The following is a 24,537-nucleotide window of genomic DNA, read 5'->3' on the forward strand; positions in this document are numbered from 1 at the left end:
CACTATCGTGCCACATGGTGAGATGGTCTCGGTGTCGGCACCGACGCCGTTCCGTTGACGCATCGTTAAATCTCCGATGACGGACCGCTGCGAAACCCCATTTAAACTGCACAAAACGCAAGCTTCGTGGTATTTCACTTCGAGGAGGCCGTACATGGCCCTCAGTCCCAAGGGCCGCCGTGGCTACGCCGCCGGCGCGCTCGCCTTGATCGCTGCTTTCACGCTGTCCGCGTGCGGCGGCGGCTCCGGCTCGAGCTCCGGCAGCACGACCAGCGCGAGCGCCTCCGCGGCAGGCGGTGTCAAGCTGGTGCAGCCCGGGAAGCTCACGGTCTGCACGAACATCCCGTACGAGCCGTTCCAGTTCAAGGACGCCAGCGGCAAGATCGTCGGCTTCGACGTGGACATCGTCGATCTCGCCGCGAAGAAGCTGGGTGTGACCCAGAACATCGTGGACATCGACTTCGCCGTCATCAAGAGCGGCGCGGCCATGGCGGCCGGCAAGTGCGACGTGGCCGCCGCCGGCATGACGATCACTCCCGAGCGCAAGCAGAACATCGACTTCTCCGACCCGTACTTCGACGCCACGCAGGCGCTGCTGGCCAAGAAGGGCACGGGCGCCAAGTCGCTCGAGGACGTCAAGGCCAAGAACCTCAAGCTGGGCGCCCAGGCCAGCACCACGGGCCTCGACTACGTCAAGAAGCAGGGCCTCAACCCCACCGAGTACGCCGACTCGGCCAAGGAGCTGCTGGCTCTGCAGGCCGGGCAGGCCGACGTGATCGTGCAGGACCTCCCGGTCGTGCTCACCTGGCTGAAGAAGCCGGAGATCGCCGCGAAGTTCGAGCTGATCGGCAGCCTGGACACCGGCGAGCAGTACGGCATCGGCCTGAAGAAGGGCGCCGACCCGGCGCTGCTCAAGACGATCAATGAAGAGATCGCCAAGGCCAAGCAAGACGGCACCTACGAGAAGATCTACGTGAAGTGGTTCGGCAAGAAGCCCGGCGAGCTGGGCTGATCCATGGCCGACCAGCCGAAGACGGCTGAGCCTGCCCGCGCCAGGCTCAGCCCTCGGAAGAAGCAGCGGATCAGCCGGGGCGTCCAGTACGTCGTCCTGGTCGTCGCGCTCGTCGCCCTGGTCCTGTACGCGGACTGGGGCGGCCTGGCCCAGAACTTCGCCAAGGCGGACGTCGCGCGTCACGCGCTGCCCGACCTGTTCACGATCGCGCTGCGCAACACGATCATCTACGCGGTCGGGGGGTTCGCCTTCTCGTTCGTGCTGGGGCTGCTGCTCGCGCTCATGCGGCTCTCGCAGGTCCGGCCGTACCGGTGGATCGCGATCGTCTACATCGAGATCTTCCGCGGGCTCCCCGCGCTGCTGATCTTCCTGATGATCACGTTCCTGCCTCTCGCGCTGCCCGGCTTCCAGGTGCCCTTCGGCACGTACGGACAGGGCATCCTGGGGCTGGGTCTGGTCGGGGCGGCGTACCAGGCGGAGGTCTTCCGCGCGGGCCTGCAGGCCGTGCCGAAGGGTCAGACCGAAGCGGCCAGGTCGCTGGGTATGTCGGCCACCCGGGCGCAGGTCACCGTGGTGATCCCCCAGGCCGTGCGCATGGTCATCCCGCCCACCACCAACCAGTTCGTGGCCCTGCTCAAGGACTCCTCGCTGGTGCTGTTCCTCGGTGTCTCGGGCGAGTACGTCGAGCTGGCCAAGTTCGGCAACGACCTGGCTTCCCAGTACGCCAACGCCACGCCCATCATGGTCGCGGGCGTGACGTACCTGATCGTCACGATCCCGCTGGGATACCTCGCGTCCCGGCTTGAGCGACGTAAGGGGAGCGCCCGATGACGCACGCGATCGACGTCAGGGACCTGCACAAATACTTCGGTCAGAACGAGGTGCTCAAGGGCATCAACCTGGCGGTCGAGACCGGGCAGGTGGTCTGCGTCATCGGCCCTTCGGGGTCGGGCAAGTCGACCCTGCTGCGCTGCGTGAACCTGCTGGAGCAGCCCACCAAGGGCACGGTGTTCGTACGAGGGGTCGAGGTGACCGACCCCGACGCCGACATCGACGCCGTCAGGCGGCACATCGGCATGGTCTTCCAGCAGTTCAACCTCTTCCCGCACATGACGGCGCTGCAGAACGTCATGATCGCCCAGCAGCGGGTGCTGAAGCGGAGCAAGAAGGAAGCCGAGGTCGTCGCGAGGGAGAACCTGGAGAAGGTGGGCGTCGGCGACAAGTGCGACGCCCTGCCGGGCCAGCTCTCGGGCGGTCAGCAGCAGCGCGTGGCGATCGCCAGGGCGCTGGCCATGAACCCGGACCTGATGCTGTTCGACGAGCCCACCTCGGCGCTCGACCCCGAACTGGTGGGCGACGTGCTCACCGTCATGCGGAAGCTGGCGGAGGAGGGCATGACCATGCTCGTGGTCACCCACGAGATGGGCTTCGCCCGTGAGGTGGCCGATCGGGTGGTGTTCATGGACGGCGGCGTGATCGTCGAGGACGGCGCTCCCGCGCAGGTCATCGGCGACCCGCAGCAGGAACGCACCCGCTCCTTCCTGCGCCGCGTCCTTCACCCGGAGGAGTAGGCCCGGCCGCGCGCCCCGCCCGCGCGGGGCGCGCGGGCGGGACGTCGGCGGGGGCGATCGTGTAATACTCCGGCATGGACCTCACCTCTTACGCCGAGTGGGCGCTCCGCCTGGTCAACGACCCGGACCCGCCACCCGAGCTGAGAGAGCTGCGGGACGAGCTGGCCGCCGTCTTCGACGCGGCCGAGGACGAGCAGGCCGCGGTCGAGCGGCTGAACGCCCTGCTGGTGCGCTATCCCGTACGCCCCCAGCTCACCGACCACGACGGCCGGGGCTGGCACCTCCACCTGGCCGAGCAGGACGCCGCCGGCGCCGTGATGGGCCTGGCCGCGGTGGTGGCGGAGCTGGGCGTCGACCGGCTCGGCCGGTGCCAGGAGCCGCGCTGCCGGCAGGCGTTCCTGGACACCTCGTCCAACCGCTCCCGCCGCTACTGCTCGCCCCGCTGCGCCAGCCGCGCGAACGTGGCCGCCTTCCGCGCCCGGCAGAGGAACGGCTCCTGAATCAGCGGTCTCGTCGCAGCAGGGGCCAGTAGCGCAGCACGACCCGTCCCACGATGTCCTGGACGGGGCCGAAGTCCCAGCTGTCGCGGCGCCCGCTCGCCCGCTGGTTGTCGCTCTCCAGCCACCAGCCGTCGGCACCGTGCCACTGTGCCCGTTTCACGATCAGGCGGCCGGGGTCGCCGGGGAGCCTGGCCACCACGAGGTCGCCCGGACGGACGGCGGCGTTCCTGCGTACCAGGAGCCAGTCGCCGGGGACCAGCGCGGGACGCATCGAATCGCCCTCGACACGCACTCTCATGATCTCCTCAAGGACGCGCACGGCGGCGGACGGAAGTCTCCGCCCGAACCTGCCGCGGAACAAGCGTAAGACCCACGGGCGCCGAGCAATCCCCCCTCCTCCGCGGTCGTTCCACACCCGAGTAAGGTCGGTTGTGGACCAAGCTGATTCAGCATCAAGGAAGGATTTTCTGATGCTCGCACGACTGCTACGACCCAAGCAGGTCGCCTCCGCGCACTGTGACCTGCCCTGTGGGGTCTACGACCCCGCTCAGGCCCGCATCGAGGCCGAGTCGGTCAAGGCGATCATGGAGAAGTACGCAGGCAACGAGGACCCGGTCTTCCGCGCCCGCGCGCTGACCATCAAGGAGGAGCGCGCCGAGCTGGTCAAGCACCACCTGTGGGTGCTGTGGACCGACTACTTCAAGCCACCGCACCTCGAGCAGTACCCTCAGCTCCACCAGCTCTTCTGGGACGCCACGAAGCTCGCGGGCGCCGCCGGCGCCAAGGGCACCGTCGACGTCGCCAAGGCCGAGGACCTGCTGGGCAAGATCGACGAAATCGCCAAGATCTTCTGGGAGACCAAGGCGGCCTAAAACGGCACATAAGGCTCTGTGCGGCGGCGTCCGCGCAGAGCCTTTTCCGTTGATGGCGAGTCTGAATCGTCCAAGCACCTCCCAGGGGCGGTAAGTTGCAGTTGGCGTCGGAAACGCGAGGAGGAACGTGACCGAGGAAACCGAGACGCGCGCGGAGGGCGTGGCCGGCATCCGCGACGTGGTGAGCATCAGGCTCCCCGCCGCAAGTGCCTACCTGTCTGTGCTGCGTACGGCTACCGCCGGGCTGGCGGCGCGGCTTGACTTCACGCTCGACGAGATCGAGGATCTGCGGATCGCGGTCGACGAGGCGTGCGCCATGCTGCTGACGGAGGCGGTGCCCGGCACCGACCTGACCGCCGAGTTCGAGCTGACCGGGCAGGAGATGCAGGTGAGGGTCGAGGTCGCGACCGTCGGCAGCTCCGCGCCCAAGCGCGACGACTTCGCCTGGATGGTGCTGACCGCCCTGGCGGACGAGGTGGAGGCGGTGGCGCCTTCCCAGGGCTCCCCCGACACAATGGCGATCGTCCTGCGTAAGCGCCGCGGCGCGGCCCAGAGATCGGCAGGGCCGGCGTGACGGAAAGGACTGGAGCCATGGCCACCAGCGAACACGCCGTGCCCGACAGGGTGCGTGCCCGCATGCTCTTCGCCGAGTTGGCCGAGTTGGGCCCTGAGGAGCCGCGCCGCCAGCGCATCAGAGATGAGCTGGTCGAGCTTCACCTTCCCCTGGTCGAATACCTGGCCCGTCGCTTTCGGAACAGGGGCGAGTGGCTCGACGACCTGACCCAGGTCGCCACCATCGGCCTGATCAAGTCCATCGACCGCTTCGACCTCAACCGCGGCGTCGAGTTCTCCACGTACGCCACGCCCACCATCGTCGGCGAGATCAAGCGCCATTTCCGCGACAAGGGCTGGGCGGTGCGCGTGCCGCGCCGTCTGCAGGAGCTGAAGCTCTCGCTGACCAAGGCGATAAGCGATCTGTCGCAGCGCGAGGGCCGCGCGCCGACCGTGGCCGAGCTGGCCTCCTACCTCAAGATGACCGAGGAGGAGGTGCTCGAGGGCCTCGAGTCGGCCAACGCGTACTCGACCGTGTCACTCGACGCGCCCGACTCCGGCGACGACGACGCCCCCGCGGTGTCCGACTCGCTCGGCATCGTGGACGAGTCGCTCGAGGGCGTCGAATACCGCGAGTCGCTCAAACCGCTGCTCGAGCGGCTGCCGCCACGCGAGAAGCGCATCCTGCTGTTGCGCTTCTTCGGCAACATGACGCAGTCGCAGATCGCCACCGAGCTGGGCATCTCGCAGATGCACGTCTCGCGCCTGCTGGCCCGCACGCTGGCCCAGCTGCGCGAGGGCCTGACCGCCGAAGACTAGCCGTCCCCGTAGAGGGCGTGGGTGGTGGGCGGCGCGAGCAGCGTCGCCAGCCCGGCCACGGCGATCACGATCAGCGGGATCCCCAGCTGCGGCTGGCCCGACTGGATCAGCGTGACGGCGACCGGCAGCACGAAGATCTGGGCCAGCACGCCGGGCGACCTGCCCCACCGCTCCATCCTGAACAGCCCGCCCCACGCCACCCAGAGCAGCCCCGCCCCGATCAGCACGCCGAAGGCCGACTCCGCGAGGGCGGTGGTGAGGTTGTCCGGGGTGCTGACGAGGGTCTCGACCCCGACGTAGATCCCGAGTCCGAGCGCGACCAGGCCCTCCAGGGCGACGATGGCGGCGGCGACGACGAGGGTGACCGGACGACTGCTCACGCCCGTACCCTACCGCTCGGGTCCGTCGGCCCGAGAAATGGGACGTTCGGCCGATAAGGCGCACGTGGCCAGCGGATACGCTGGCGATATGCGCGCCATGCTACTGGTGAATCCCAAGGCCACGACCACGAACGCGCGTACGCGTGACGTGCTGATCCGCGCGCTCGGCGCGGCCGTGGAGCTGTCGGTCGAGGAGACCCGCTACCGCGGGCACGCCGCCGCGCTGGCGGCCACCGCGCGGGCCAAAGGCTACGACGTGGTGGCGGTGCTCGGCGGCGACGGGACGATCAACGAGGCCGTCAACGGCCTGCTGAACCCGGTGAACGGCCACGAGGTCCCATCGGAGGATCCCAGCGCCGGGCGGCCCGCGCTCATCGTCATCCCCGGCGGCAGCGCGAACGTGTTCGCCCGCGCGCTGGGGCTGCCGAACGACCCGGTGGAGTCCACGGGTGCCGTGCTGGAGGCGCTGCGGGAGGGCCGGCGCAAGACCGTGGGCCTGGGCCAGGCCCTGTGGGAGGGCCAGAGCCGCTACTTCACCTTCTGCTCGGGGATGGGCTACGACGCAGAGGTTGTACGGGCCGTGGAGGGCCTGAGAGGGACCGGGCGCAAGGCGTCACCCGCACGATATGTGAACACCGCTCTACGGCACTATCTGGCCACGGACAAGCGGCATCCAGCGATGACGCTGACCGGCCCCGGGATACCGACCGTCGAGGGGGTGTTCATGGCGATCATCTCGAACACCTCGCCGTGGACGTACGTCGGCACCAGGCCCGTGCACCCGACCCCGTGGGCCGGTTTCGACACGGGCCTCGACCTCCTCGGCCTGCGGCGCATGGGGCTGACCACGATCGGGGCATTGGTCCGACAGATTCTCACGGAGAGTGACGCCCTTCCGAGCGGCCGGCACCTCGTACAGCTCCACGACGAGGCCGAGTTCACACTGACCGCGGACCGTCCCGTGGCCTTCCAGCTGGACGGGGACTACCTGGGCGAACGCGAAACCGTGACATTCCGGTCTACACCGCACGCGTTACAAGTTTTGGTCTAGATGGTTACAATCGGTCATTGTGTGACGCATCCGACATCCATAACAGCCAAAACTTCCCGCCAACCCTCTTGCGTGCACACAGCGTGGCTGACAGTCTCAAGACTGACGTCGGAACGTAGGACCTTTAACAACCCCAAGGGTTCTCCGAGCGTCAGTGGGCAATCCCGGGTTCTCGCAGGTCCGGGCAATTGTTCGCGCGAGTTAGTGAAACTCTTCACAAAGTAGTAGCCGCACGGAGCCGACCAAAGGCTTCATCTACTAAGGAGTGGACGCATGGACTGGCGCCACCGAGCTGCCTGCCGTGACGTGGACCCCGAGCTGTTCTTCCCGATCGGCAACACCGGCCCGGCACTCATGCAGATCGAGGAGGCCAAGCAGGTCTGCCGGTCCTGCTCGGCCGTCGAGGCCTGCCTGAAGTGGGCGCTGGAGTCCGGGCAGGACGCCGGTGTCTGGGGCGGTCTCAGCGAGGACGAGCGTCGCGCACTCAAGCGCCGCACCGCTCGCCAGCGCGCCCGCCTCACCGCCTGACCTGCTCCTCCGAGCCACTGCCGGCTGACACCGGCGCCTGAGCCGCGACAGACGCTCATGCGCCGCCGCCGGCGCGCGCCCCCAGAGGGAGATCAGGCCGCCGGGAGCGGGATCGACAGCGTGACCTCCGTGCCCCCTTCGAGCCGCGGCTGGATGCTCAGCCGGCCTGACAGTTCGCCTTCGACCAGCGTACGGACGATCTGCAGCCCCAGGCTGGTGGAGCCCTCGAGGTCGAAGCCGGCCGGAAGCCCGCGGCCGTCGTCCCAGACCGTGACGTTGAGCCGGTCGAGCGTGGGCTCGACCACCACCTCGAGCCGCTTGGGCCGCCCGTGCTGCATCGCGTTCTGCAACAGCTCGGTCAGCGCCATGGCCAGCGGTGTGGCGATGAGCGAAGGCAGCACGCCGAACCCGCCGACCCTCCTCGGCATCACGGCCGCCTCGGCCGCCGACACCTCCCCCGTCATCGCGATCACCCGGTCGGCGATCTCGTCGAAGTCCACGAACTCCTCGGGCGCGTGGGACAGCGTCTCGTGCACGATCGCGATCGACCCGACCCGGCGTACCGCCTCCTCCAGCGCCTCCCTGCCTTCGGGCACCTGCAGCCGCCTGGCCTGGAGCCGGAGCAGCGCGGCCACGGTCTGCAGGTTGTTCTTGACCCGGTGGTGGATCTCGCGGATGGTGGCGTCCTTGGTCATCAGCTCGCGCTCACGCCGCCGCAGCTCCGTCACGTCCCTGATGAGCACCAGCGCGCCGATGCGGCCGCCGCCGACGATCAGCGGGATGGCTCTGAGCTGCACGATCGTGCCGCCCGACTCGACCTCGGTCTCCTTGGCCGCGCGCCCGCTGGCCACGATCATCAGATCTTCGTTGATCGGCTCGTCGGAGTAGCAGAGCGCCGCGGTGACCGGGCCCAGCTCGGCGCCGACCAGGTCGGCGTGGAGGCCGAGCCGCCGGTAGGCGGACAGGGCGTTCGGGGAGGCGTACGTGACGCGCCCGGCCCGGTCGAGCCTGAGCAGGCCGTCGCCGACGCGCGGCGAGCGCACCAGGATCGGCTCCTCGCCCGAGAACGGGAAGCGGCCCTCGGCCACCATCTGCGCCAGGTCGGACGCGCTCTGCAGGTAGGTCAGCTCCAGGCGGGACGGGGTGCGGGCGGAGGAGAGGTTCGTGGAGCGCTGGATCACCGCCAGGAAGCGCCCCTCGCCGCCCTCGACGGTCCGCCGCACGGGGATGGTCTCCTCACGCACCGGGACCCCCGTGGACCAGTCGGGGTCGCCTTCGCGGCAGATCCGGCGCTCGTTCCACGCGGTGTCGATGAGGTAGCGCTCGCCCTTGGCGGCGACGCTGCCGACGATGTCGTCGTGATAGACGGTGGGGCCGGTGGTCGGGCGCATCTGGGCGATCGCGATCCAGCCGCTCCCGCCCAGGAGCGGCGCCCACAGGATGAGGTCGGCGAAGGACAGGTCAGCCAGCAGCTGCCAGTCGGAGACCAGCGAGTGCAGCCAGTCGAGATCCGCCTCGTCAAGGGCGGTGTGACGGGCTACGAGGTCGCTGAGAGTCGGCACAGATGCATCATGCGTGCTTTCCGCCGCAACAACCAAACCGACCCCCTGGTTGAATGCGCGCCCGCGTACGAGGGCAGTACTCCGCACAGCACGTCCGCATGCCTGTTCACTCGCACAGTGAGCGCGGACAAGGCGTCGTGCAGCCCACTCGACCTATCGGGAATCTCATATTGTGAGAACCGTCACACGGCCGAACCTGTTCGGCTACCCGACGGAGCAGTACGGAGGTGATCGACACGGGCAGGTGGTTCCACCGCGACACGGCTCACGTATCGGACTCGGTTGTTATCGCGCGCGCTGCTGTGGATATCCTTCACAATCAGCCTGAGCTGCCCGGATCCGTGCGCGCCAGCCGCCGTGCCCACCCGGTGCCGGCCGGCCGCCACGGCCCGCGGTTGACCGCTCGGGCAGAAGTGAGTTCCGATGATCTCGCGGTGATCAGACACGCCCTCACCGCCGTGGCAGAAGTGAAGGTGAGAGCGTGACAGACGACAGCCCCCGAGTACCGAAGTACTACGACGTCAAACGCAGCCTGCTCGAGCTCACCAAGACGCTGTCACCGGGCACGGCGCTGCCACCTGAACGCACGCTCGCCGTGCGGTTCGAGACCTCGCGCACCACGGTCAGGCAGGCGCTGACCGAGCTGGTGGTGGAGGGCCGGCTGCTGCGCATCCAGGGCAAGGGCACGTTCGTGGCGCAGCCGAAGGTGGCGCAGGTGCTGCAGCTCACCTCGTACATAGGCGACCTGCGCACGGCGGGCCTGGAACCGGACACCAAGATCCTGGAGATCGGCTACATCACCGCCGACGAGGCCCTGGCCAGGCGCCTGGCCATCAACCCCGGCGGCCGGGTGCTGCGCATCCACCGCCTCCGGCTGGCCAACGGCGAGCCGGTCTCGATCGACACCACCCACCTGTCCGCGCGCCGCTTCCCGCGGCTGCGGCGGGAGCTGGAGGTGCACGCGTCGCTGTACGAGACGCTGCACAACGCCTACAACGTGCGGCTCACGGACGCCGAGGAGATCATCGAGACCGTGCTGGCCACCCCGTACGACGCCAAGGCCCTCGGCGTCGACGTCGGCCTCCCCATGCTCCTCCTGACCCGCCACGCCTTCGACGCCGACGGCAACCCCGTCGAGTGGGCGCAGTCGCTCTACCGCGGCGACCGCTACAAGTTCGTCACCAGGCTCCGCAGGCCGTAGCACCCCTCGGCCATGCCGACGGGGTTGTTCCTGTGGCTGGGCGGAGCGGCCTGTGGGACAGCTGGGCCCACGTGGCCGTAGGGCCGGGCAGGAGGAAGGCGACTCGCGCCTTGCCGTCATATCGACCAAAGAGAGAACTCCGACGGTCGCGGACCTTCGACGTCAGGCCGGCTCGATGTCGCGACGTTCAACGACGAACAGCCCACGGCCAGGTGCAGTGACCAGAAGACCCTCGTTCTTGAGTACGTCGAGCGCCTTCTTCACGGTGTTCCGGGATAGGCCGGATTCTTCTTCCAATTCCGTCTGAGACGGCACCTTGCGGCCAGGTGGGATTTCGCCTGCCTCGATGCGGGCGCGGAGCGCGTCCGCAAGCTGGAGGTAGGGCGCTCGCAGCCCATCCGGATCGATTCTCACGATGGGAAGGCTAGGCGGCCAGGATTATCCCGAGATAGGCAGGCCCGGCCATGGCCAGCCATGGCCTAGTGCCGCTACCATGCTTTCATCCCTCGGAGCTCGAAGTCCGGCCCACATCAGCGGGCCTCGCTGATCGGGCCCTTAACCGGACAGTGGAGGTGCGGCCATGGCTATCACAACCACAGACCTACGCTTCGATCCCCGCCTGACAGCCGAGATCAGGGCCGTACTCGAGAAGTACGGATACCGGCTACCCTCGGGCGGCGATCACATCCGCGAACTCGTTATGACCCGCGTCGACATCGCGCTCAAGAACCTCGTCGAGGTCTTCGAAGGACGGACCTGGTGACATGGCGCACGAACCCCGCGACTTCCACGGTCCACACGTTGAGCCGCCCCTGCCGGGCCACCTCAGGTTGACCTGGTATGAACCGACCCGCCGGGCACCGCGCATCCGCGTGGTCTCACACACCTGCGAATGCCGCGGGACGACGTACGAACTATGTGGCGCCGCCGGTCAGGGCTTCGTCCGCCGTACCGATCGCGAAAAGCAGACCGTCCACGAAACCGCGTGGACCGTTACTGCGACTGCCAGACGCACCTTCGAGCAGATCCTGCGTGGCGAGGCTCGCTGAAGAGCCTGAGTTGAGTGGGCACCACGTCTAGGCTGGTCACGTGAGTGTTCTCGTCGTCACAGGGACGGACGCGGCGGTGGGCAAGACCGTCGTGGCGGCGGCGCTGGCGGCGCTGGCGTTGGGGCGCGGGTCTTCCGTCGCCGTGGTCAAGCCCGCGCAGACCGGGGTGGCGCCGGGTGAGGCCGGGGATGTGGACCAGGTGATCCGGCTGTCCGGGGTCACCACCACCTTCGAGCTGTGCCGGTTCGCTGAGCCGCTCTCCCCGGCCGCCGCCGCCCGGGTCGCCGGGTTGCCGCCCGCGTCGCTGGCCGGGGTCGCCCAGCTCGTACGTGAGCTGGCCGAGAGCAACCGGCTGGTGGTCGTGGAGGGGACCGGCGGGCTGCTCGAGCGGTTCGACGAGGACGGCGGGACCATCGCCGATCTCGCGCGGTCCTTGAACGCGCAGGTGCTCGTCGTGGCCGGGGTCGGGCGGGGCACGGTCAACCACACCGCCCTCACCCTGGAGGCGCTGGCCCATCGGGGGCTGGAGCCTGCCGGGGTGGTCATCGGGCGCTGGCCGGACGAGCCCGGGATCGTGGAGCGCAGTTGCGTGTGCGACCTGGAGATGCTGGCCGCCCGGCCGCTGGCCGGAGTGCTGCCCGAAGGGGCGGCAAGCCTCGACAGGGAGGCGTTCGCCGAGGTGGCACGCAGAGGGCTGGCCGCCACGCTAGGCGGCACGTTCGATCCCGCCAGCTTCAGGCCGACCCGCTGAAGGGCCACCTGGCTTGCCTGGTTTCCGCACGTGAGCGTTCAGGGGCCTCTCGTGGATCGCTATCGAGGAGATCCAGGAGGTGGAGTCGGAGGCCATCGGGACGTGCCCGGTGCGGAACGGGTTGATGCCGGACGATCTTCGTCCAGGAGACTCGGGCAGGTAGACATCGCTATCACGATGGCCGAACACCCACCGGTCGGTCCTGGAGGCGTGGAGCGGCCCGAAGTACCGATCGATGATCCAGAACTTCGGCTTGTTGGGTGGCTGTGACACGCCCATTTGTAGGTGAGCCGCCACATGTAGTGGTTCAGGGCGGCGAACACCCGGGAGGACACATCCCATGTCAATAGGCCATCCAACCCGCACGATCTGGGGGATCACGAACAGGACCGCCTCCGCGTTCTCACCGCGTAAGCCGCGCATCGCAATCGCCGTCGGGGAGCCCGCGGGCAGTTCCCCCGCCTGGCGGCCGGCGTGGTAGCGGACTCCAGCGGCTTCCTCTAGCCCGCGCAACGCGATGTTCAACAGGCACGGTGAGCTCACTCCACCCTGGCTGTGCCCTCCCTGGTCGGCTCGAACCTCGTGCCTGCCTCGAACAACGCCGGTCTTCAGCCACGCGGCGATCATTCCCTGGCGGAGAATGATTTCGATCGCGTCGAACAGCTGGGAGCCGCCGATGCGGTCGAACGCCGCGGCCAGATTCACATCCAAGATCTACCCCCGCTTGGCCGTGGAGCCCTCGGACGTCGAGTAGATGGCCTGGTCGCGTCCTGGCAGCCACGGCCCTGAACCTACGATCGGGGCTCGAACCCAAGGTATCTCACCCCGATTCGAGCGCCGCCCTTCATCTTGCCCTGGTGACAACGTCCGGCGATCAGCGGCTATATTTCCTAATATAACAACTTTATATCGACGACGGTGTCGAAACAACACGGCATGCAGCAGAGAGCGCTTTCCATGCTTCGGAGGTCTACGCAGATAGGGCGAGCCACCGGCGGAATAGGTGAGGGTGGGCGTGACGTGGCGGCTACACCGCGTTGATCTTGACGGGGCAGATCTTGTGAGATCTTCTCTTTCTTGCCGTATCACCTCCTGTTTGATCGGAGTGTCAATGCAGCTCTCCCCCCGTCTGTTATCCGGCGCGAAGATCCTACGGCAAGCCATGATTGTGCTGTCACTTAACAGCATGATCGCTGGGACCATGGCGATCGTTCCGGAATCTTCCGCGCAAGCCGACCCCACCCCAACCCCCCTGCAACATCAGCGCCGACCGGCAAAACCTTTCCCCGGCCCGACGATCCAGATGAGGCGCTTCGCGCTGCAATCACCGAAGCAAAGAAGTACGGCAAGCCAGTAGAGGTGGCGACCGCAGCCAACTCATCCGGAAGGACATGGGCCTATCCGGACGGCCATCTCACATCCGACATCTATGCCGGCCCTGCCCGAGTGAAGCAGGCTAACGGCGAATGGGCCTGGATCGACAACTCCCTCGTCGAGCAGAATGGCGTTCTGAGGCAGAGGACACCTTCTGCGGCAACCGCAGTCCAGTTCTCGTCAGGTGGCACGGCTCATCCGTTCGCCGTATTAACAAAGGGGGACAAGGGCGGGCAACTCGCGCTCGCTTGGCCTACTCCCCTCCCAAAGCCTGTAGTCAAGGGACAGACCGCGACCTACACTGACGCTGTCGGACCCGGTGCCGATTTGGTGGTCATGGCGCTTACGACCGGTTTTCGGTTTGACATCGTCCTTAGGGAAAAGCTGAAGGGCACATTCCGCCTTCGCCTGCCACTGGCCGCCAAAGGCCTCGATCTGAGTACAACCCCGGACGGGATCCTCCAACTGACCGACGGCAAGGGGCGGAAGATCGGCCATGGTCAGCGACCCATGATGTGGGATGCTGGCCCTGAACATGGGGCGCGCCGTACGGCTGTGAAGGTGAGTGTCGAGAAGGGCAGCGACAACGCCGTCCTGGCCATCGAACCGGACCAGAGCTTTCTGAGCGACTCGACCACCAAGTACCCTGTCACCATCGACCCCACCATCACCCTTGGTTTGCAAGCAGATACGTGGGTCGAAAACTCCACGGCCTATGGCAACTCTCAGCCAAGCGATATCCAGCTTTGGGCCGGGGCCTATGAGGATCCTTTCGAAGGCACGAACCTCGTCGATCGATCGTTCCTGAAGTTCGACTCGTCTGCGCTGGCTGGTCGATGGATCAAGGACGCAGTGCTCGCACTCCGGCAGCACAGTTCCACAGGCTGCGGCGATGCAAGCTCCGCCATAAAGGCTCAGCGGATAACCGCTGAGTGGAACGAACTGAGCCTGACGTGGGCAAATCAGCCGGCAGCCACCGCATCCGGAGAGGCAACGGCCAGAGACACTGCCGCATGTGGCGAGGTCCAGACCATGACGTGGCAGGTGTCCGGCATCGCGCAAGCCTGGGCGAGCGGCGCACCGAATTACGGAATTCTGCTGCGCGGCACAGACGAATCAGCTGCCAGCCCTGATTACAATCGTGTTTTTGGTTCGGCCGAATGGGGCGGCGCGGGCATACCCAAACTGACCGTCACCTACGGGCTCCCGCCCGAAATCCCCGCTGTCACCAGCGACTTCGTCGACTCCATGGAAGAGACCGACGCGATCGTTCGCAGTGGTCTGGTCGGTCTCACCTACTCATCCAGCAGCACCGACGGAAGTGCCATCCAGTACTCGATGGCAATCAGCGAGACCACCGGTCAGCTCACCGCGCCCGCTCCTGTCACTGGAGCGAGTGGCCAGGCCGTACGGCAGAGCGTGACGCTGGGCAATCCGCACAGCTTCAAGTTCGTCGTGAAGGCGTGCGTGGCTCAGAACGTGTGCAATCAGACCCCCGCCTACCGGATCAGCAATGACGCGCCGTTCCCGCCGGTATCCACGGGTGCCGATCTGGCATCCCCGACCAACCCTGTCCTGTACGGCCTGCTGTCGCGACCGTCCAGAGGAGCGGTCACCGGCAGGTTCTACCTCTATGACAGCGCGGGTGCTCCGGTCGGACCAAGCCCCGTGGGCGAGGGTACCGTCCAGGGAGGTCAACGTATCGCCCTGCGACTGCCCGACGGCCTGGTCCAAGCCGGCAAGTCCTACACCTGGCGGCTCCAGTCATGTGTCCAGGATGCGTGCACTGACAAGAGTCCGGCCAACACGTTCACCGTTCCCGCGAGCCCACCTCCTCCGCCCACCGGCTCGGCCACGGTTACCGTGGACAGGTCGTCCATCGTGGTGAAGTCCGCTCGGACGGCACCCGATGCCTGCTCGGGAAGCCCCTGCCCGCTGACGGCCAGCCAGGCGATCGAGGCAGGTGGCAGCGGCTCAGAGGAAAGGCTCTCCCTGATCAGACCCGACCTCGGCTCGGTTCCCGAGGGCGCTCGAGTCACCCGGGCGGTACTGAACCTCGGCACCGCCGCCTGCGTAGGGGGGACCTGCCCCACGAGCGCCGTGGCCGTGGCATACGCCCCCAGCGCGGCCGTCGGCGACGCCGCCACGGGAGTCAGCCTCAGCCAGGCGCTGAACCCGGAATCCAGTTCCCCCGCCTCGGCTTCACAACCCACCATCGATCTGACCACCCTGGTCACCGCCTGGCTCCAACAGCCGAGCACCAATTATGGAGTCGTGGTCCGCGGCTCCGGCGGCCAGGTTCCGATGATCTCGTTCGGCGGTGCTGGAGCGGTCGTCCCGACCTCCCTTGTCATCGAATATCTGCCTCCGAGCGCTCCCGGTGCTGTCTCCACGCCGAAGGTCAGGGCGGGAGATACCGGAGCGCTGGTGACATGGCTCGCGCCCAGCGATCCGGGTACGCTCAGCGGAGTCGACAGCTACGATGTGCAGGCACTTGACACCGGCAGCCGGGTCGTCAAGCAGGTCACCGTCACGGAGACCGAGGCCGTCATCACCGGCCTGACTAACGGCGCGGGCTATCGATTCCAGGTCCGGGCCCTCAACTCCCGTGGCGCGGGTCCATGGGCCCTCAGCAGCACGGCCATACCCCAGGCTGTGCCAGGCGGCGCCCAGCAGTACTTGGACGCCGTCAGGCAGTTCGCCCAGACGGACAACGAGCTTGCCGAGGCCAAGAGCGGCACAGTCGACCAGGCACTGAGCACCAAGTCCCAGGCTGCGCTGCTGCGGGCCGCCGCGTACACGAGCGGGCCGGGCTTCAGCAAGTGGGCGAAGCAGGCAGCGGCCAGAAAGTTCAGTCAGCAGAGTTCAACAGTGACGCTCGCCGACTCGGTGGTCGCCGCAGACGGCACCGGAGCCGTGACAGTGCACAGCACGGTGACAGTCCAAACAGTGTTCGCCGATGCGACCGGGAACACCCCTGTCCAGACCACGACCGACTCGGCCGTCGAGCGCCGCGATTATCTCTTCCGCCCCAACGGCAGCCAGCCGCAGCTCATCCAGTCCATGGACGCGGACGCTGCCGACCCGGGCGTGCCCGTAGGCGAACTCACCGCTGAGCCAGCCGGCAGCCCGCCGATCGAGCCTCCGGCCGAGGCGAAGCCCCTGCCTGTCGACGAGGCGGGGTTCTCCGACTACAGCGCCGGCGCTCCCACTCCCTCGGAAGAGGAGCCGACCAAGGCCAATCTGGCTGGCATTAACCACAAGGGCATCAAGCTTTGGGCCGTCGCCAACGCTCAGAGCAAGGTCGAACGTTTCTCGGACAACGATTGCACAAATTTCGTTTCCCGGGCGATCAACCAGGGCGGTGGAGCACCGAAGGACTTCCACCCGTTCCCATCTCTCCTCACGCGAGGGAACAACAATTATTGGTGGCAGAACGGAGGCCTGGAACCCATAAATCTCCGAACCTCCTATTCGTGGTCGGCGGTGAACAACTGGTTCCGCTACTGGATGGTTAACAAGAAGCGCGCTTCGTGGGTGCCTTCGTGGAAGGACCTCAGGCAAGGAGACATCCTGCTATGGGGAACCGGCCAGGCGAACTCACCTTACGGGCACCTTTCGATCGTGAGCAACATCGACTCGAAGGGTCGTGTCTTCTACGCCCAGCACAGCGGTGACCACGCCTATCGCTCATTCGAGCAAGGCCGCCCTTGGTGGCGGGGCTACTACCCGAACGGTAAAGTTTACGCCGTCCGCATTAACCGCTGATAGGACTTCGCCGTGACTGCCAGAACGACGCGATTCATCTGGATACCGATCGCCGTCGTTCTGGCAGTCGCGACTGTCGCGGTCTCGTTTGAGATGCTGCCGACGTTACAGGTCGAGCGGTGCAAGCTCTTTCCTGAAAAGCGTTCCTCTGTCGCCGTTCCGCCCCTGGACGCCGGTCCGAAACAGGTGGTCGTGGCATATCTCAACGCCGTGGCGGCCAGGGACGACGACACCGTGCGCGCGCTGGCCGCACCCTCCTTCCTGGCGAGGCATGGCGGCGACGGCATCGGCTGCTCCTACCGCCGTCTTGGTCTGACCTGGGTGGGCGAACCCCGTGCTGACACTTCTCCCTACGCCCGGCAGGTGTTCTCCGTTCCCACTCGATACACGGTCGAGATGGAAGAAGCGGGACCAGAGTCGGCCGGAGAACGCCGTTACGACGTCCTGGTCGGCAGAAACTCCCCTGCCGACCGGTGGCGGATAATCGATTATGGAAACGGATAGGAATACTGCGCCTGCCGATAAACGTCATCCACGCAGGTCATCGGCCTTACCCGGCACAGCCCCGGCATGTTGCAGATTTGACGGGTTCGGTTTGGAACGTTGCGCGGTTGGCTTGGGGGCAATCTCTGGGCAAGTCTGGACACGAAGTGGGCATGACTCCTCGAGCGGTGCGGATGAGGACGGGGGGGCATCGCCGATCTCGTGGCCCTAAGCGCGCAGGTGCTCGTCGTGGCCAGGATTGGGCGAGGCACGGTCAACCACACCGCGCTCACCCTGGAGGCGCCGTCCCATCGCAGGCTGGAGCCTGCCAGGGTGGTCATCGGGCGCTAAATGGCGTGCTGCCCGAGGTGGCGCGTAAGGGGCTGGCCGCCACGCTGGGCGGCACGTTCGACGCCGCCGGCTTCCGGCCGGCCCTCTGACCGCTAGCAGGCCGCCTCAGGCAGTTCGCAGATCTTGACGGTCATGCGCTGCGCCTGGTCGATCAGGCCGCGGAACCGGGCGATGGGCAGGCTCTTCGAGGGCCAGGCCGTCTCGCCGACGATGTAGACGGCGGCCCCGCGCCGTACCGCCACCGCCTGCTCGCCGCCCTCGTAGAAGCGGCCCCCCCGCGCGCAGCCCGTCGTCCCCCACGCCGAGCGGCTTGCTGAAGTAGCGGTAGCGGCGCGCGCCCTTGCCGACGTCGGCGCACCTCCTGAGGTCGGCGCGGAGCAGGCGCATCGCGCGCTCGGCGTACCGGACGTCCTTGTAGACCACCAACTGCTCGTAGTTCTTCTCGGCTTCGCTCGAGTGGAGCGCCGCCCGCGTCTCCAGCCGCCCTCCGTCGCGGCGGTGGCGGTAGAAGCAGGGGTTGAGCTGGAGCGGCAGCGCCTTCGAGTCGGTCACCTCGAAGGTGTCCCACCCCTGCTTGGGCGGCGGGTGCGACTCCATGAACAGCATGCCGTCAGGCAGCCCGCTGGACATCATCGTCGCCGCCAGCGCGACGGCGACCCCCGTCTGGATGAACATCGTGAACCTCCCCCGGTTCGTGTCTGTCGATCGATGAGATGCGGTGAAAAGCGGATTTGTTCGCCATGAGAGGGTGGGGAAAACCCCACCCTTCATCAGCACACCAGGCCTATTTCGCGTCCCACCCACCGCTCAATACCGTTGAGCCCATGAAAGTCCCCCGCCCGTGGTCGGCGCGTGCCTGGCTGGACACGGCCCACGTGATGATCGGCCTGCCGGTCGCCGTGCTGCTCGGCGGGCTGACGCTCGTGATGGCCGTGTGGCCGCCCCTGCTGATGCGGAGCGTGCCGTGGTTCACCAGGGTGCAGCGGTCCAGGTTCGAGGCGTTCCTCGACTCGCGCATCCCGCCCGTGCGCTCGCCGAGCAGCTGGCGCAGCCCGGCCACGTGGCGGCAGATCGGCTACCACCTGCTGTCGCCGTTCGTGGGCTTCGCGGCGGCGGTCCTGGTGGCGCTGGCGTGGGGAGGGGCGATCGTGGGGCTGCTGTCCTTCCTGCCGCGGGAGCTGCAGAAGCCGCCGCTGGAGTTCGAGGAGTTCAATCTCAGAGACGGCAGGGTCATCGCGCTGTACGTGGCGGTCGGGCTCGCGCTGCTGCTGCTCGCGCCGGTGCTGGCGCGCGGCATGGCGGCGCTGGACCTGTCGGTGGCGCGTACGCTGCTCGGCCCGAGCCGTTCCGAGCTGGGCCAGCGGATCGAGACTCTGACCGAGAGCCGGGCGGGCGTGATCGACGCCGCGGACGCCGAGCGGCGCAGGATCGAACGTGACCTGCACGACGGCGCCCAGCAGCGGCTCGTCTCCCTCGCCATGAACCTCGGCCTGGCCAGGGCCACCCTCACCGACCTGCCCGAGCCCGCCCGCGAGGCCATCGCGCAGGCCCACGAGGAGGCCAAGCAGGCGCTCAAGGAGCTGCGTGACTTCGTCCGCGGCCTGCATCCGGCCGTGCTGAACGACCAGGGCCTGGACGCGGCGCTGTCCGGGGTGGCCGCCCGCGCCCCGTTCCCCGTGAAACTCCACGTCGACATCGAACGGCGTACCAGTCCGACTATCGAGGCGGTGGCGTTCTTCATCGTGTCCGAAGCACTGACCAACATCGCCAAGCACGCCGCGGCCACCAAGGCCGAGCTGAGCGTGCGGCGCGTGGGCGACCGCCTGCACCTGCTCGTCTACGACGACGGCTGCGGCGGCGCCCGGCTGGACGGCGGCACGGGCCTGCGCGGCCTGGCCCAGCGGATCCACTCGGTGGACGGGACGCTCCGGCTGTCCAGCCCGCTGGGCGGCCCGACGACGATCGAGGTGGAGCTGCCGTGCGAGTAGTGCTGGCCGAGGACTCCGTGCTGCTGCGCGAAGGGCTGATCCGGCTCCTGGACGCCTCGGGCATGCAGGTGGTGGCGGCCGTGGACGAGGCCGAGGGGCTGCTGCGGGCGGCGGAGGAGCACAAGCCCGAGCTGGTCATCACGGACGTCCGGATGCCGCCCACGCACACCGACGAGGGCCTGCGGGCCGCACTCGTGCTGCGCCGCCAGCAGCCGGGGCTGGCGGTCCTGGTGCTCTCGCAGTACGTCGAGGAGCGCTACGCCGCCCAGCTCCTCGCCTCCGCCGCGACGGGCGGAGTCGGTTACCTGCTCAAGGACCGGATCGCGGATGTGTCGGAGTTCATCGACGCCCTGCGCAGGGTGGCCGCGGGCGGCACCGCGCTCGATCCGGAGGTGGTGGCCCAGCTCCTGCTGCGCGGCAACAGCGACCCGCTCGAACGGCTGACGCCCAGGGAGCACGAGGTGCTCAAGCTGATGGCGGAGGGCCGCTCCAACGCCGGCATCGGCCAGGCCCTGGTGCTCAGCGAGGGGGCGGTGGGCAAGCACATCGGCAACATCTTCACCAAGCTCGACCTCTCGCCCGCCGAGGGCGACCACCGGCGCGTGCTGGCCGTGCTGCAGTTCCTCAAGATCCGGAGCCTGCCGTGAGAGCGGCCTGGCTGACGGCGGGCGCCGTGGCGACCGCCATCGCGCTGCTGATCTCCAGCATGCTGCTCTGGCGCGGGTTCGCCAGGGCCAGGATGCCGACGGAGACCTCGCAGAAGTCCATCACCCTCAAGGCCAAGAACGTGCGGATCAAGGTGGGCAAGGGCCGCCAGGTGAGTCTGATGGTCCTGCCCGGCATGGCCGGCACATTGCTGATCGAAAGGTCGCTGCGGTGGTCGAGTGACCGGCCGGCCGCCACCGAGAACTGGGACGCCCGCTCCGGCACCCTCCGACTCGACGCGGCCTGTTCCGACGACCCGGGCGGCGCCGTCTGCCAGGCCGACTACGTGGTGTTCGTGCCGCCGGAGACCGACATCGAGGCCAGTACGACCACCGGCGAGCTCGTCGTCAACGAGGTCTTCGGCAACCTGCGGCTCAGCTCCGTGTCCGGCAGCGTCCGGGTCGACGGCATCTCCGGCTCCCTCTGGGCGAGGACGGGCACGGGCAACGTGCGCGCCAACAGGATCGACAGTGACCGGGCCGACGTGGAGGTCGGCGCGGGGGAGGTGAACCTGTTGTTCGTCAACGCGCCCACGGCCGTCAACGCAGTCGTCAGAACGGCGGGCAACGTCGACGTCACCGTGCCCCCGGCCACCTACCAGGTGACGGCTGACGGCGTCGACACCGACGTGGACGTCGAGCGGAGCGCCGGGTCGTCGCGGAAGATCGTGGCGAGAGCGCCGAGCGGCATCGTGTCCGTCTGCTGCCGATGAAGATCCTTAAGATCTGTTTACTCCGCCGGCTGGAAGGTAAGTTCCGGGCATGGAGTCTGCGAAGCACGCCGGTGACGCCGCCGTCGCCGTGTCCAAGGCCTATGGCGTCGAGACCATGTTCACCCTCTCCGGAGGTCACGTCTTCCCGCTCTACGACGGCGCGGTGCACGAGGACATGCGCATCCTCGACGTACGCCATGAGCAGAGCGCGGTCTTCGCCGCCGAGGCGACGGCCAGGCTGACCAGGAGGCCGGGGATGGCCGTGCTGACCGCGGGTCCTGGCATCACCAACGGCGTCAGCGGCGTCGCGACCGCCCACTTCAACGGCTCCCCCGTCGTGGTCATGGGCGGCCGGGCGCCCCAGTCGCGCTGGGGCAGCGGCGCGCTCCAGGAGATGGACCACCCGCCGCTGCTCAAGCCGATCACCAAACTGGCGTTCACGGCGACCGACGCCGAGTCCGTCGGCCAGGACGTCGAGCTGGCCTTCCGCACGGCGGTCGCGCCCCACCGCGGCCCGGTCTTCCTCGACTTCTACATGGACCACCTGTTCGCGCCGTCCCTGCCGCACGAGGTGCGGACGCAGACGCCCTCACCGCTCGAGCCCGACCCCGACGACCTGGCCGCCATCGCGCGCCTGCTGGCCGAGGCCGAGCGGCCCGTGCTGGTGTACGGCTCCGACGTGTGGATGGACCGGGCCGAAGAGGCCGCGCGCGACTTCGCCGAGACGTGGCGGCTGCCGGTCATCCCCAACGGCCAGGGCCGCGGCATCCTGCCCGCGGGCCACGAGCTGCTCGTCACGCGGGCCCGCGGCCTCGCCTTCGCGCAGGCCGACCTGGTCATCGTGGTCGGCACCCCGCTCGACTTCCGCCTGGGCTACGGCTGGTTCGGCGGCAAGGACGGCGCCCCACTGGCCCGCGTCGTGCACATCGCCGACGCGCCCTCGCAGCTGGCCACCCACATGACGCCCGCCGCGTCCGCCGCGGGTGACCTCTCAGTGGTCCTCTGGAGCCTCGGCACCGCGTGCGGCGACGCGGGGGTCAAGCCCGACGCGTACGCCTCCTGGGTGTCGAAGCTGGGCGACGCGGCGGCTGCGGCCGTCGCGGGCGACGCCGAGCTGCTGGCCTCCGACTCCGACCCGATCCACCCCATGCGCGTGTACGGCGAGCTGGGCAAGGTCCTGGCCGACGACGCGGTGGTGATCGGCGACGGCGGCGACTTCGTCTCCTACGCGGGCAAGTACGTCGAGCCGAAGCAGCCGGGCAACTGGCTCGACCCGGGCCCGTACGGCTGCCTCGGCACCGGGCTCGGCTACTCCATCGCCGCCCGCGTGGCCAGGCCGTCCTCGCAGGTGGTGCTGCTGCTGGGCGACGGCGCCGCCGGCTTCTCGCTCATGGACGTCGACACCCTCGTACGCCACAGGCTGCCCGTCGTCATGATCTGCGGCAACAACGGCATGTGGGGCCTGGAGAAGCACCCCATGCAGCTCCTGTACGGCTACGACGTGGCCGCCGAGCTCCAGCCGCAGTGCCGTTACGACCAGGTCGTGACCGCGCTGGGCGGAGGCGGCGAGCTGGTCACCAAGCCGTCGGAGATCGGGCCGGCGCTGCGCAGGGCGTTCGACTCGGGCATCCCGTACATGGTGAACATCGCGACCGACCCGCAGATCGCCTACCCCCGCAACACGACGGGGGTGTGACGCTCCTACTTCGGTGTGCCGGTGGGGCTGGGGGTCGGGCTGGTGTCCTCCGGGCAGACGCCGTCCACGACCACCAGTTTGACCTCCTTGGTCACCGGCCACGCCGTCCCCGCGTTCGGCACGGTCTGCGTGATCCTGCCGCAGCGCATGCCGTTCGAGGTCGAGGTCCTGTCATCCGGGATCACGTTCTCGAAGCCTGCGGCCAGGACCATCTCCTGCCCCTGCAGGAAGCCCTTCCCGACCACCGGCGGCATGACGACCTGCTTGACGCTCGGCGAGGGACTGCTGCTTGACTTCGGGGTCTTGGTCGGAGTCTTGGTGGCGGGCGGCGTGGTGCTGGGCGTCTCCTTCGGCTCCTCTGCCTTCTCCGTGACCCGCACTGTCGGCCTGGAGGTGGTGGGCTTGGGATCCGGCGTCGTCGGCTCGGCCGTCGCTGTCTTGGTTCGCCTGGGCGGCTTGGTCGACGGTTTGGCGATGTTCGTCGAGTCGTCGGACGCCGGGGAGGCGGTGTTCGTCGACGGCGCGGGATTGGTGATGCCGGTCAGCGCGATCGCCGTGGCGCCCGCGCCGAGCACCACCGCGGCGGCGATGCCCGCGATCAGCCCGGTCCTGCGCGGGGCCTTGGCCGCCCGGCGGCTGCCCCCGCGCCGGTCGGCCACCGTCGTGGTCTCGTCCTGGGGACGTGCCTGATGCGCCCCCGTCTGGTACGCCTCCACCGGCGCCGCCATCGCGGCCCCGGTGGTGAGGACAGGTTCGGGGGCCGCGGGTGTCTGCCCGCTCGCGATGGCCTTGGCCGCCTCGCTCATCGCCCTGGCCGTCGGGTAGCGCCTGGCCGGGTCCTTGGACAGGGCGACCTCGACCAGCGTGCGAACCGCCGGAGGGATCTCGGCGGGCAGCGGGGGCGGCGCCTCGCGGATGTGCTTGAGCGCGATCGTGACCGCGCTGTCGCCGTCGAACGGCCGCTGCCCCACCAGGCACTCGTACGCGACCACACCGAGCGCGTAAATGTCGACCGCGGGCGTGACAGGGGCGCCCTCGGCCTGCTCCGGAGCACAGTAGGCGGCGGTGCCGAGCACCATGCCGGCATCGGTGAGCCGGTTGGCCAGGTCGGAGCGGGCGATGCCGAAGTCGGTCAGCACCAGCGTGCCGTCGCGCTGCACCAGCAGGTTGCCCGGCTTGACGTCGCGGTGCACGATCCCCTGGTCATGGACGGCCTGCAACGCCGACGCCGCCTGCGCGATCAGCTCCATGGCCGCCTGCGGCGGGATCCGGCCCAGCCTGGCCAGCAGCCGGTCGAGCGGCTCGCCGTCGACGAACTTCATCACCAGGTAGACGGTGTCGCCGCTGACGCCGTAGTCGTAGACGTCGACGACTCCGGCGTGGTTGATCGTGGCCATCGCCCGCGCTTCCCCCTGAAAGCGAGCGACGAAGCCGGGGTCCTGCGTACGGCCGGGAAGCAGCACCTTGACAGCGACGGTGCGCGCGAGGACGACGTCCTCGCCCCGCCACACCTCGCCCATGCCACCGGCGCCGATGCGGGTATCCAGCCGATATCGCCCCGCCAGCGTCGTCCCTTGGGCCACCATGACTCCCCCGTTACCCCCCTACACCT

Annotated in this window: 25 protein-coding genes; 18 read left to right on the top strand and 7 right to left on the bottom strand. The window is 68.2% G+C overall.

Annotated features, from left to right (window positions below):
• The first annotated feature begins 154 nt into the window (after nt 1-154).
• From ABD830_RS25655 to ABD830_RS25670, 4 genes are all read left to right on the top strand, one after another.
• Nucleotides 155-1,012, top strand: a complete 858-nt coding sequence (locus ABD830_RS25655; protein ID WP_344992151.1) for an ABC transporter substrate-binding protein — start codon at nt 155-157, stop codon at nt 1,010-1,012.
• Nucleotides 1,013-1,015: 3 nt separating this feature from the next.
• On the top strand, nt 1,016-1,843 hold the full coding sequence (locus ABD830_RS25660; RefSeq protein WP_344992153.1) for an amino acid ABC transporter permease: 828 nt from the start codon (nt 1,016-1,018) through the stop codon (nt 1,841-1,843).
• Nucleotides 1,840-2,583: an amino acid ABC transporter ATP-binding protein gene (locus tag ABD830_RS25665; RefSeq protein ID WP_344992156.1), complete on the top strand. Its 744-nt coding sequence runs from the start codon at nt 1,840-1,842 to the stop codon at nt 2,581-2,583. Before ABD830_RS25660 ends, ABD830_RS25665 begins: the two co-directional genes overlap by 4 nt.
• Nucleotides 2,584-2,657: 74 nt before the next feature.
• Nucleotides 2,658-3,083 carry a CGNR zinc finger domain-containing protein gene (locus ABD830_RS25670; protein WP_344992159.1) on the top strand — a complete coding sequence of 142 codons (426 nt, stop codon included), beginning with the start codon at nt 2,658-2,660 and terminating at the stop codon, nt 3,081-3,083.
• A 1-nt stretch (nt 3,084) separates the two neighbouring features.
• Here ABD830_RS25670 and ABD830_RS25675 read toward each other — a convergent pair whose 3' ends face one another.
• Complete coding sequence (locus ABD830_RS25675; RefSeq protein WP_378520850.1) at nt 3,085-3,402, bottom strand: S24 family peptidase; 318 nt, start codon at nt 3,400-3,402, stop codon at nt 3,085-3,087.
• Between the two features lie 151 nt (nt 3,403-3,553).
• Here ABD830_RS25675 and sodN point away from each other — a divergent pair, with 151 nt between their 5' ends.
• The 3 genes from sodN (at nt 3,554) to ABD830_RS25690 (ending at nt 5,326) form a co-directional block, all read left to right on the top strand.
• Nucleotides 3,554-3,955 carry a superoxide dismutase, Ni gene (gene sodN, locus ABD830_RS25680; protein ID WP_344992164.1) on the top strand — a complete coding sequence of 134 codons (402 nt, stop codon included), beginning with the start codon at nt 3,554-3,556 and terminating at the stop codon, nt 3,953-3,955.
• Nucleotides 3,956-4,082: 127 nt separating this feature from the next.
• Entirely contained in the window at nt 4,083-4,529 is a 447-nt protein-coding gene (locus ABD830_RS25685; protein WP_344992166.1) for an ATP-binding protein, read from the top strand.
• 17 nt (nt 4,530-4,546) lie between these two features.
• A complete protein-coding gene (locus tag ABD830_RS25690; RefSeq protein WP_176573444.1) occupies nt 4,547-5,326 on the top strand; it encodes an RNA polymerase sigma factor SigF in 780 nt (259 codons plus the stop codon).
• Here ABD830_RS25690 and ABD830_RS25695 read toward each other — a convergent pair.
• Entirely contained in the window at nt 5,323-5,706 is a 384-nt protein-coding gene (locus ABD830_RS25695; protein WP_344992169.1) for a hypothetical protein, read from the bottom strand. The two genes, ABD830_RS25690 and ABD830_RS25695, sit on opposite strands and share 4 nt — an antisense overlap.
• Before the next feature lie 88 nt (nt 5,707-5,794).
• On the opposite strand from ABD830_RS25695, the gene ABD830_RS25700 reads away from it, so the two are divergent.
• Both ABD830_RS25700 and ABD830_RS25705 read left to right on the top strand, forming a co-directional pair.
• Complete coding sequence (locus ABD830_RS25700) at nt 5,795-6,757, top strand: diacylglycerol/lipid kinase family protein (protein WP_344992172.1); 963 nt, start codon at nt 5,795-5,797, stop codon at nt 6,755-6,757.
• 273 nt (nt 6,758-7,030) lie between these two features.
• On the top strand, nt 7,031-7,285 hold the full coding sequence (locus tag ABD830_RS25705; protein WP_344992174.1) for a WhiB family transcriptional regulator: 255 nt from the start codon (nt 7,031-7,033) through the stop codon (nt 7,283-7,285).
• A gap of 92 nt (nt 7,286-7,377) precedes the next feature.
• On the opposite strand, the gene ABD830_RS25710 is transcribed toward ABD830_RS25705, so the two are convergent.
• Nucleotides 7,378-8,847: a histidine kinase N-terminal domain-containing protein gene (locus tag ABD830_RS25710; RefSeq protein ID WP_344992177.1), complete on the bottom strand. Its 1,470-nt coding sequence runs from the start codon at nt 8,845-8,847 to the stop codon at nt 7,378-7,380.
• 481 nt (nt 8,848-9,328) lie between these two features.
• Between ABD830_RS25710 and ABD830_RS25715 the strand changes: the two genes are divergently transcribed.
• Entirely contained in the window at nt 9,329-10,048 is a 720-nt protein-coding gene (locus tag ABD830_RS25715; RefSeq protein ID WP_344992180.1) for a GntR family transcriptional regulator, read from the top strand.
• Nucleotides 10,049-10,210: 162 nt separating this feature from the next.
• Here the strand turns inward: ABD830_RS25715 and ABD830_RS25720 are convergent, their stop codons facing one another.
• The gene (locus ABD830_RS25720) at nt 10,211-10,462 is read right to left on the bottom strand and encodes a GntR family transcriptional regulator (RefSeq protein WP_344992183.1); all 252 of its coding nucleotides are present in this window, start codon (nt 10,460-10,462) and stop codon (nt 10,211-10,213) included.
• A gap of 166 nt (nt 10,463-10,628) precedes the next feature.
• Between ABD830_RS25720 and ABD830_RS25725 the strand changes: the two genes are divergently transcribed.
• The gene (locus tag ABD830_RS25725) at nt 10,629-10,811 is read left to right on the top strand and encodes a hypothetical protein (RefSeq protein ID WP_344992186.1); all 183 of its coding nucleotides are present in this window, start codon (nt 10,629-10,631) and stop codon (nt 10,809-10,811) included.
• A 326-nt stretch (nt 10,812-11,137) separates the two neighbouring features.
• A complete protein-coding gene (gene bioD, locus ABD830_RS25730; RefSeq protein ID WP_344992189.1) occupies nt 11,138-11,848 on the top strand; it encodes a dethiobiotin synthase in 711 nt (236 codons plus the stop codon).
• Here the strand turns inward: bioD and ABD830_RS25735 are convergent.
• Nucleotides 11,804-12,559, bottom strand: coding sequence for an RNA-dependent RNA polymerase family protein (locus tag ABD830_RS25735; RefSeq protein ID WP_344992192.1), 756 nt, complete (start codon nt 12,557-12,559; stop codon nt 11,804-11,806). The two genes, bioD and ABD830_RS25735, sit on opposite strands and share 45 nt — an antisense overlap.
• Before the next feature lie 648 nt (nt 12,560-13,207).
• Between ABD830_RS25735 and ABD830_RS25740 the strand changes: the two genes are divergently transcribed.
• Together ABD830_RS25740 and ABD830_RS25745 are read left to right on the top strand one after the other, a co-directional pair.
• Nucleotides 13,208-16,990: a DNRLRE domain-containing protein gene (locus ABD830_RS25740; RefSeq protein ID WP_344992195.1), complete on the top strand. Its 3,783-nt coding sequence runs from the start codon at nt 13,208-13,210 to the stop codon at nt 16,988-16,990.
• Nucleotides 16,991-17,002: 12 nt separating this feature from the next.
• A complete protein-coding gene (locus tag ABD830_RS25745; protein ID WP_344992198.1) occupies nt 17,003-17,494 on the top strand; it encodes a hypothetical protein in 492 nt (163 codons plus the stop codon).
• Nucleotides 17,495-17,929: 435 nt separating this feature from the next.
• Here ABD830_RS25745 and ABD830_RS25750 read toward each other — a convergent pair whose 3' ends face one another.
• Nucleotides 17,930-18,499 carry a hypothetical protein gene (locus ABD830_RS25750; protein WP_344992201.1) on the bottom strand — a complete coding sequence of 190 codons (570 nt, stop codon included), beginning with the start codon at nt 18,497-18,499 and terminating at the stop codon, nt 17,930-17,932.
• Nucleotides 18,500-18,648: 149 nt separating this feature from the next.
• Between ABD830_RS25750 and ABD830_RS25755 the strand changes: the two genes are divergently transcribed.
• Genes ABD830_RS25755 through ABD830_RS25770 form a run of 4 tightly spaced genes read left to right on the top strand, consistent with a single transcriptional unit; the run spans nt 18,649 to nt 22,925 of the window.
• On the top strand, nt 18,649-19,812 hold the full coding sequence (locus ABD830_RS25755; protein ID WP_344992204.1) for a sensor histidine kinase: 1,164 nt from the start codon (nt 18,649-18,651) through the stop codon (nt 19,810-19,812).
• On the top strand, nt 19,803-20,459 hold the full coding sequence (locus ABD830_RS25760; RefSeq protein ID WP_344992206.1) for a response regulator: 657 nt from the start codon (nt 19,803-19,805) through the stop codon (nt 20,457-20,459). The genes ABD830_RS25755 and ABD830_RS25760 overlap by 10 nt, the downstream gene beginning before the upstream one ends.
• Entirely contained in the window at nt 20,456-21,229 is a 774-nt protein-coding gene (locus ABD830_RS25765; protein ID WP_344992209.1) for a DUF4097 family beta strand repeat-containing protein, read from the top strand. The genes ABD830_RS25760 and ABD830_RS25765 overlap by 4 nt, the downstream gene beginning before the upstream one ends.
• A 49-nt stretch (nt 21,230-21,278) precedes the next feature.
• Nucleotides 21,279-22,925 (top strand): acetolactate synthase, encoded by a 1,647-nt coding sequence (locus ABD830_RS25770; RefSeq protein ID WP_344992212.1) that lies wholly within the window; start codon nt 21,279-21,281, stop codon nt 22,923-22,925.
• A 5-nt stretch (nt 22,926-22,930) separates the two neighbouring features.
• Here ABD830_RS25770 and ABD830_RS25775 read toward each other — a convergent pair whose 3' ends face one another.
• On the bottom strand, nt 22,931-24,511 hold the full coding sequence (locus tag ABD830_RS25775) for a serine/threonine-protein kinase (RefSeq protein ID WP_344992214.1): 1,581 nt from the start codon (nt 24,509-24,511) through the stop codon (nt 22,931-22,933).
• Between the last annotated feature and the right edge of the window lie 26 nt (nt 24,512-24,537).

The sequence above is a fragment of the Nonomuraea helvata genome, assembly GCF_039535785.1.
GTDB classification, from domain to species: domain Bacteria; phylum Actinomycetota; class Actinomycetes; order Streptosporangiales; family Streptosporangiaceae; genus Nonomuraea; species Nonomuraea helvata.

Bases quoted from the DNA above. Each gene is read 5' to 3' on its own strand.
- ABD830_RS25655 (WP_344992151.1), top strand. From the start codon at position 155: ATGGCCCTCAGTCCCAAGGGCCGCCGTGGCTACGCCGCCGGCGCGCTC.
- ABD830_RS25660 (WP_344992153.1), top strand. From the start codon at position 1,016: ATGGCCGACCAGCCGAAGACGGCTGAGCCTGCCCGCGCCAGGCTCAGC.
- ABD830_RS25665 (WP_344992156.1), top strand. From the start codon at position 1,840: ATGACGCACGCGATCGACGTCAGGGACCTGCACAAATACTTCGGTCAG.
- ABD830_RS25670 (WP_344992159.1), top strand. From the start codon at position 2,658: ATGGACCTCACCTCTTACGCCGAGTGGGCGCTCCGCCTGGTCAACGAC.
- sodN (WP_344992164.1), top strand. From the start codon at position 3,554: ATGCTCGCACGACTGCTACGACCCAAGCAGGTCGCCTCCGCGCACTGT.
- ABD830_RS25690 (WP_176573444.1), top strand. From the start codon at position 4,547: ATGGCCACCAGCGAACACGCCGTGCCCGACAGGGTGCGTGCCCGCATG.
- ABD830_RS25700 (WP_344992172.1), top strand. From the start codon at position 5,795: ATGCGCGCCATGCTACTGGTGAATCCCAAGGCCACGACCACGAACGCG.
- ABD830_RS25705 (WP_344992174.1), top strand. From the start codon at position 7,031: ATGGACTGGCGCCACCGAGCTGCCTGCCGTGACGTGGACCCCGAGCTG.
- ABD830_RS25725 (WP_344992186.1), top strand. From the start codon at position 10,629: ATGGCTATCACAACCACAGACCTACGCTTCGATCCCCGCCTGACAGCC.
- ABD830_RS25750 (WP_344992201.1), bottom strand. From the start codon at position 18,499: ATGTTCATCCAGACGGGGGTCGCCGTCGCGCTGGCGGCGACGATGATG.
- ABD830_RS25755 (WP_344992204.1), top strand. From the start codon at position 18,649: ATGAAAGTCCCCCGCCCGTGGTCGGCGCGTGCCTGGCTGGACACGGCC.
- ABD830_RS25770 (WP_344992212.1), top strand. From the start codon at position 21,279: ATGGAGTCTGCGAAGCACGCCGGTGACGCCGCCGTCGCCGTGTCCAAG.
- ABD830_RS25775 (WP_344992214.1), bottom strand. From the start codon at position 24,511: ATGGTGGCCCAAGGGACGACGCTGGCGGGGCGATATCGGCTGGATACC.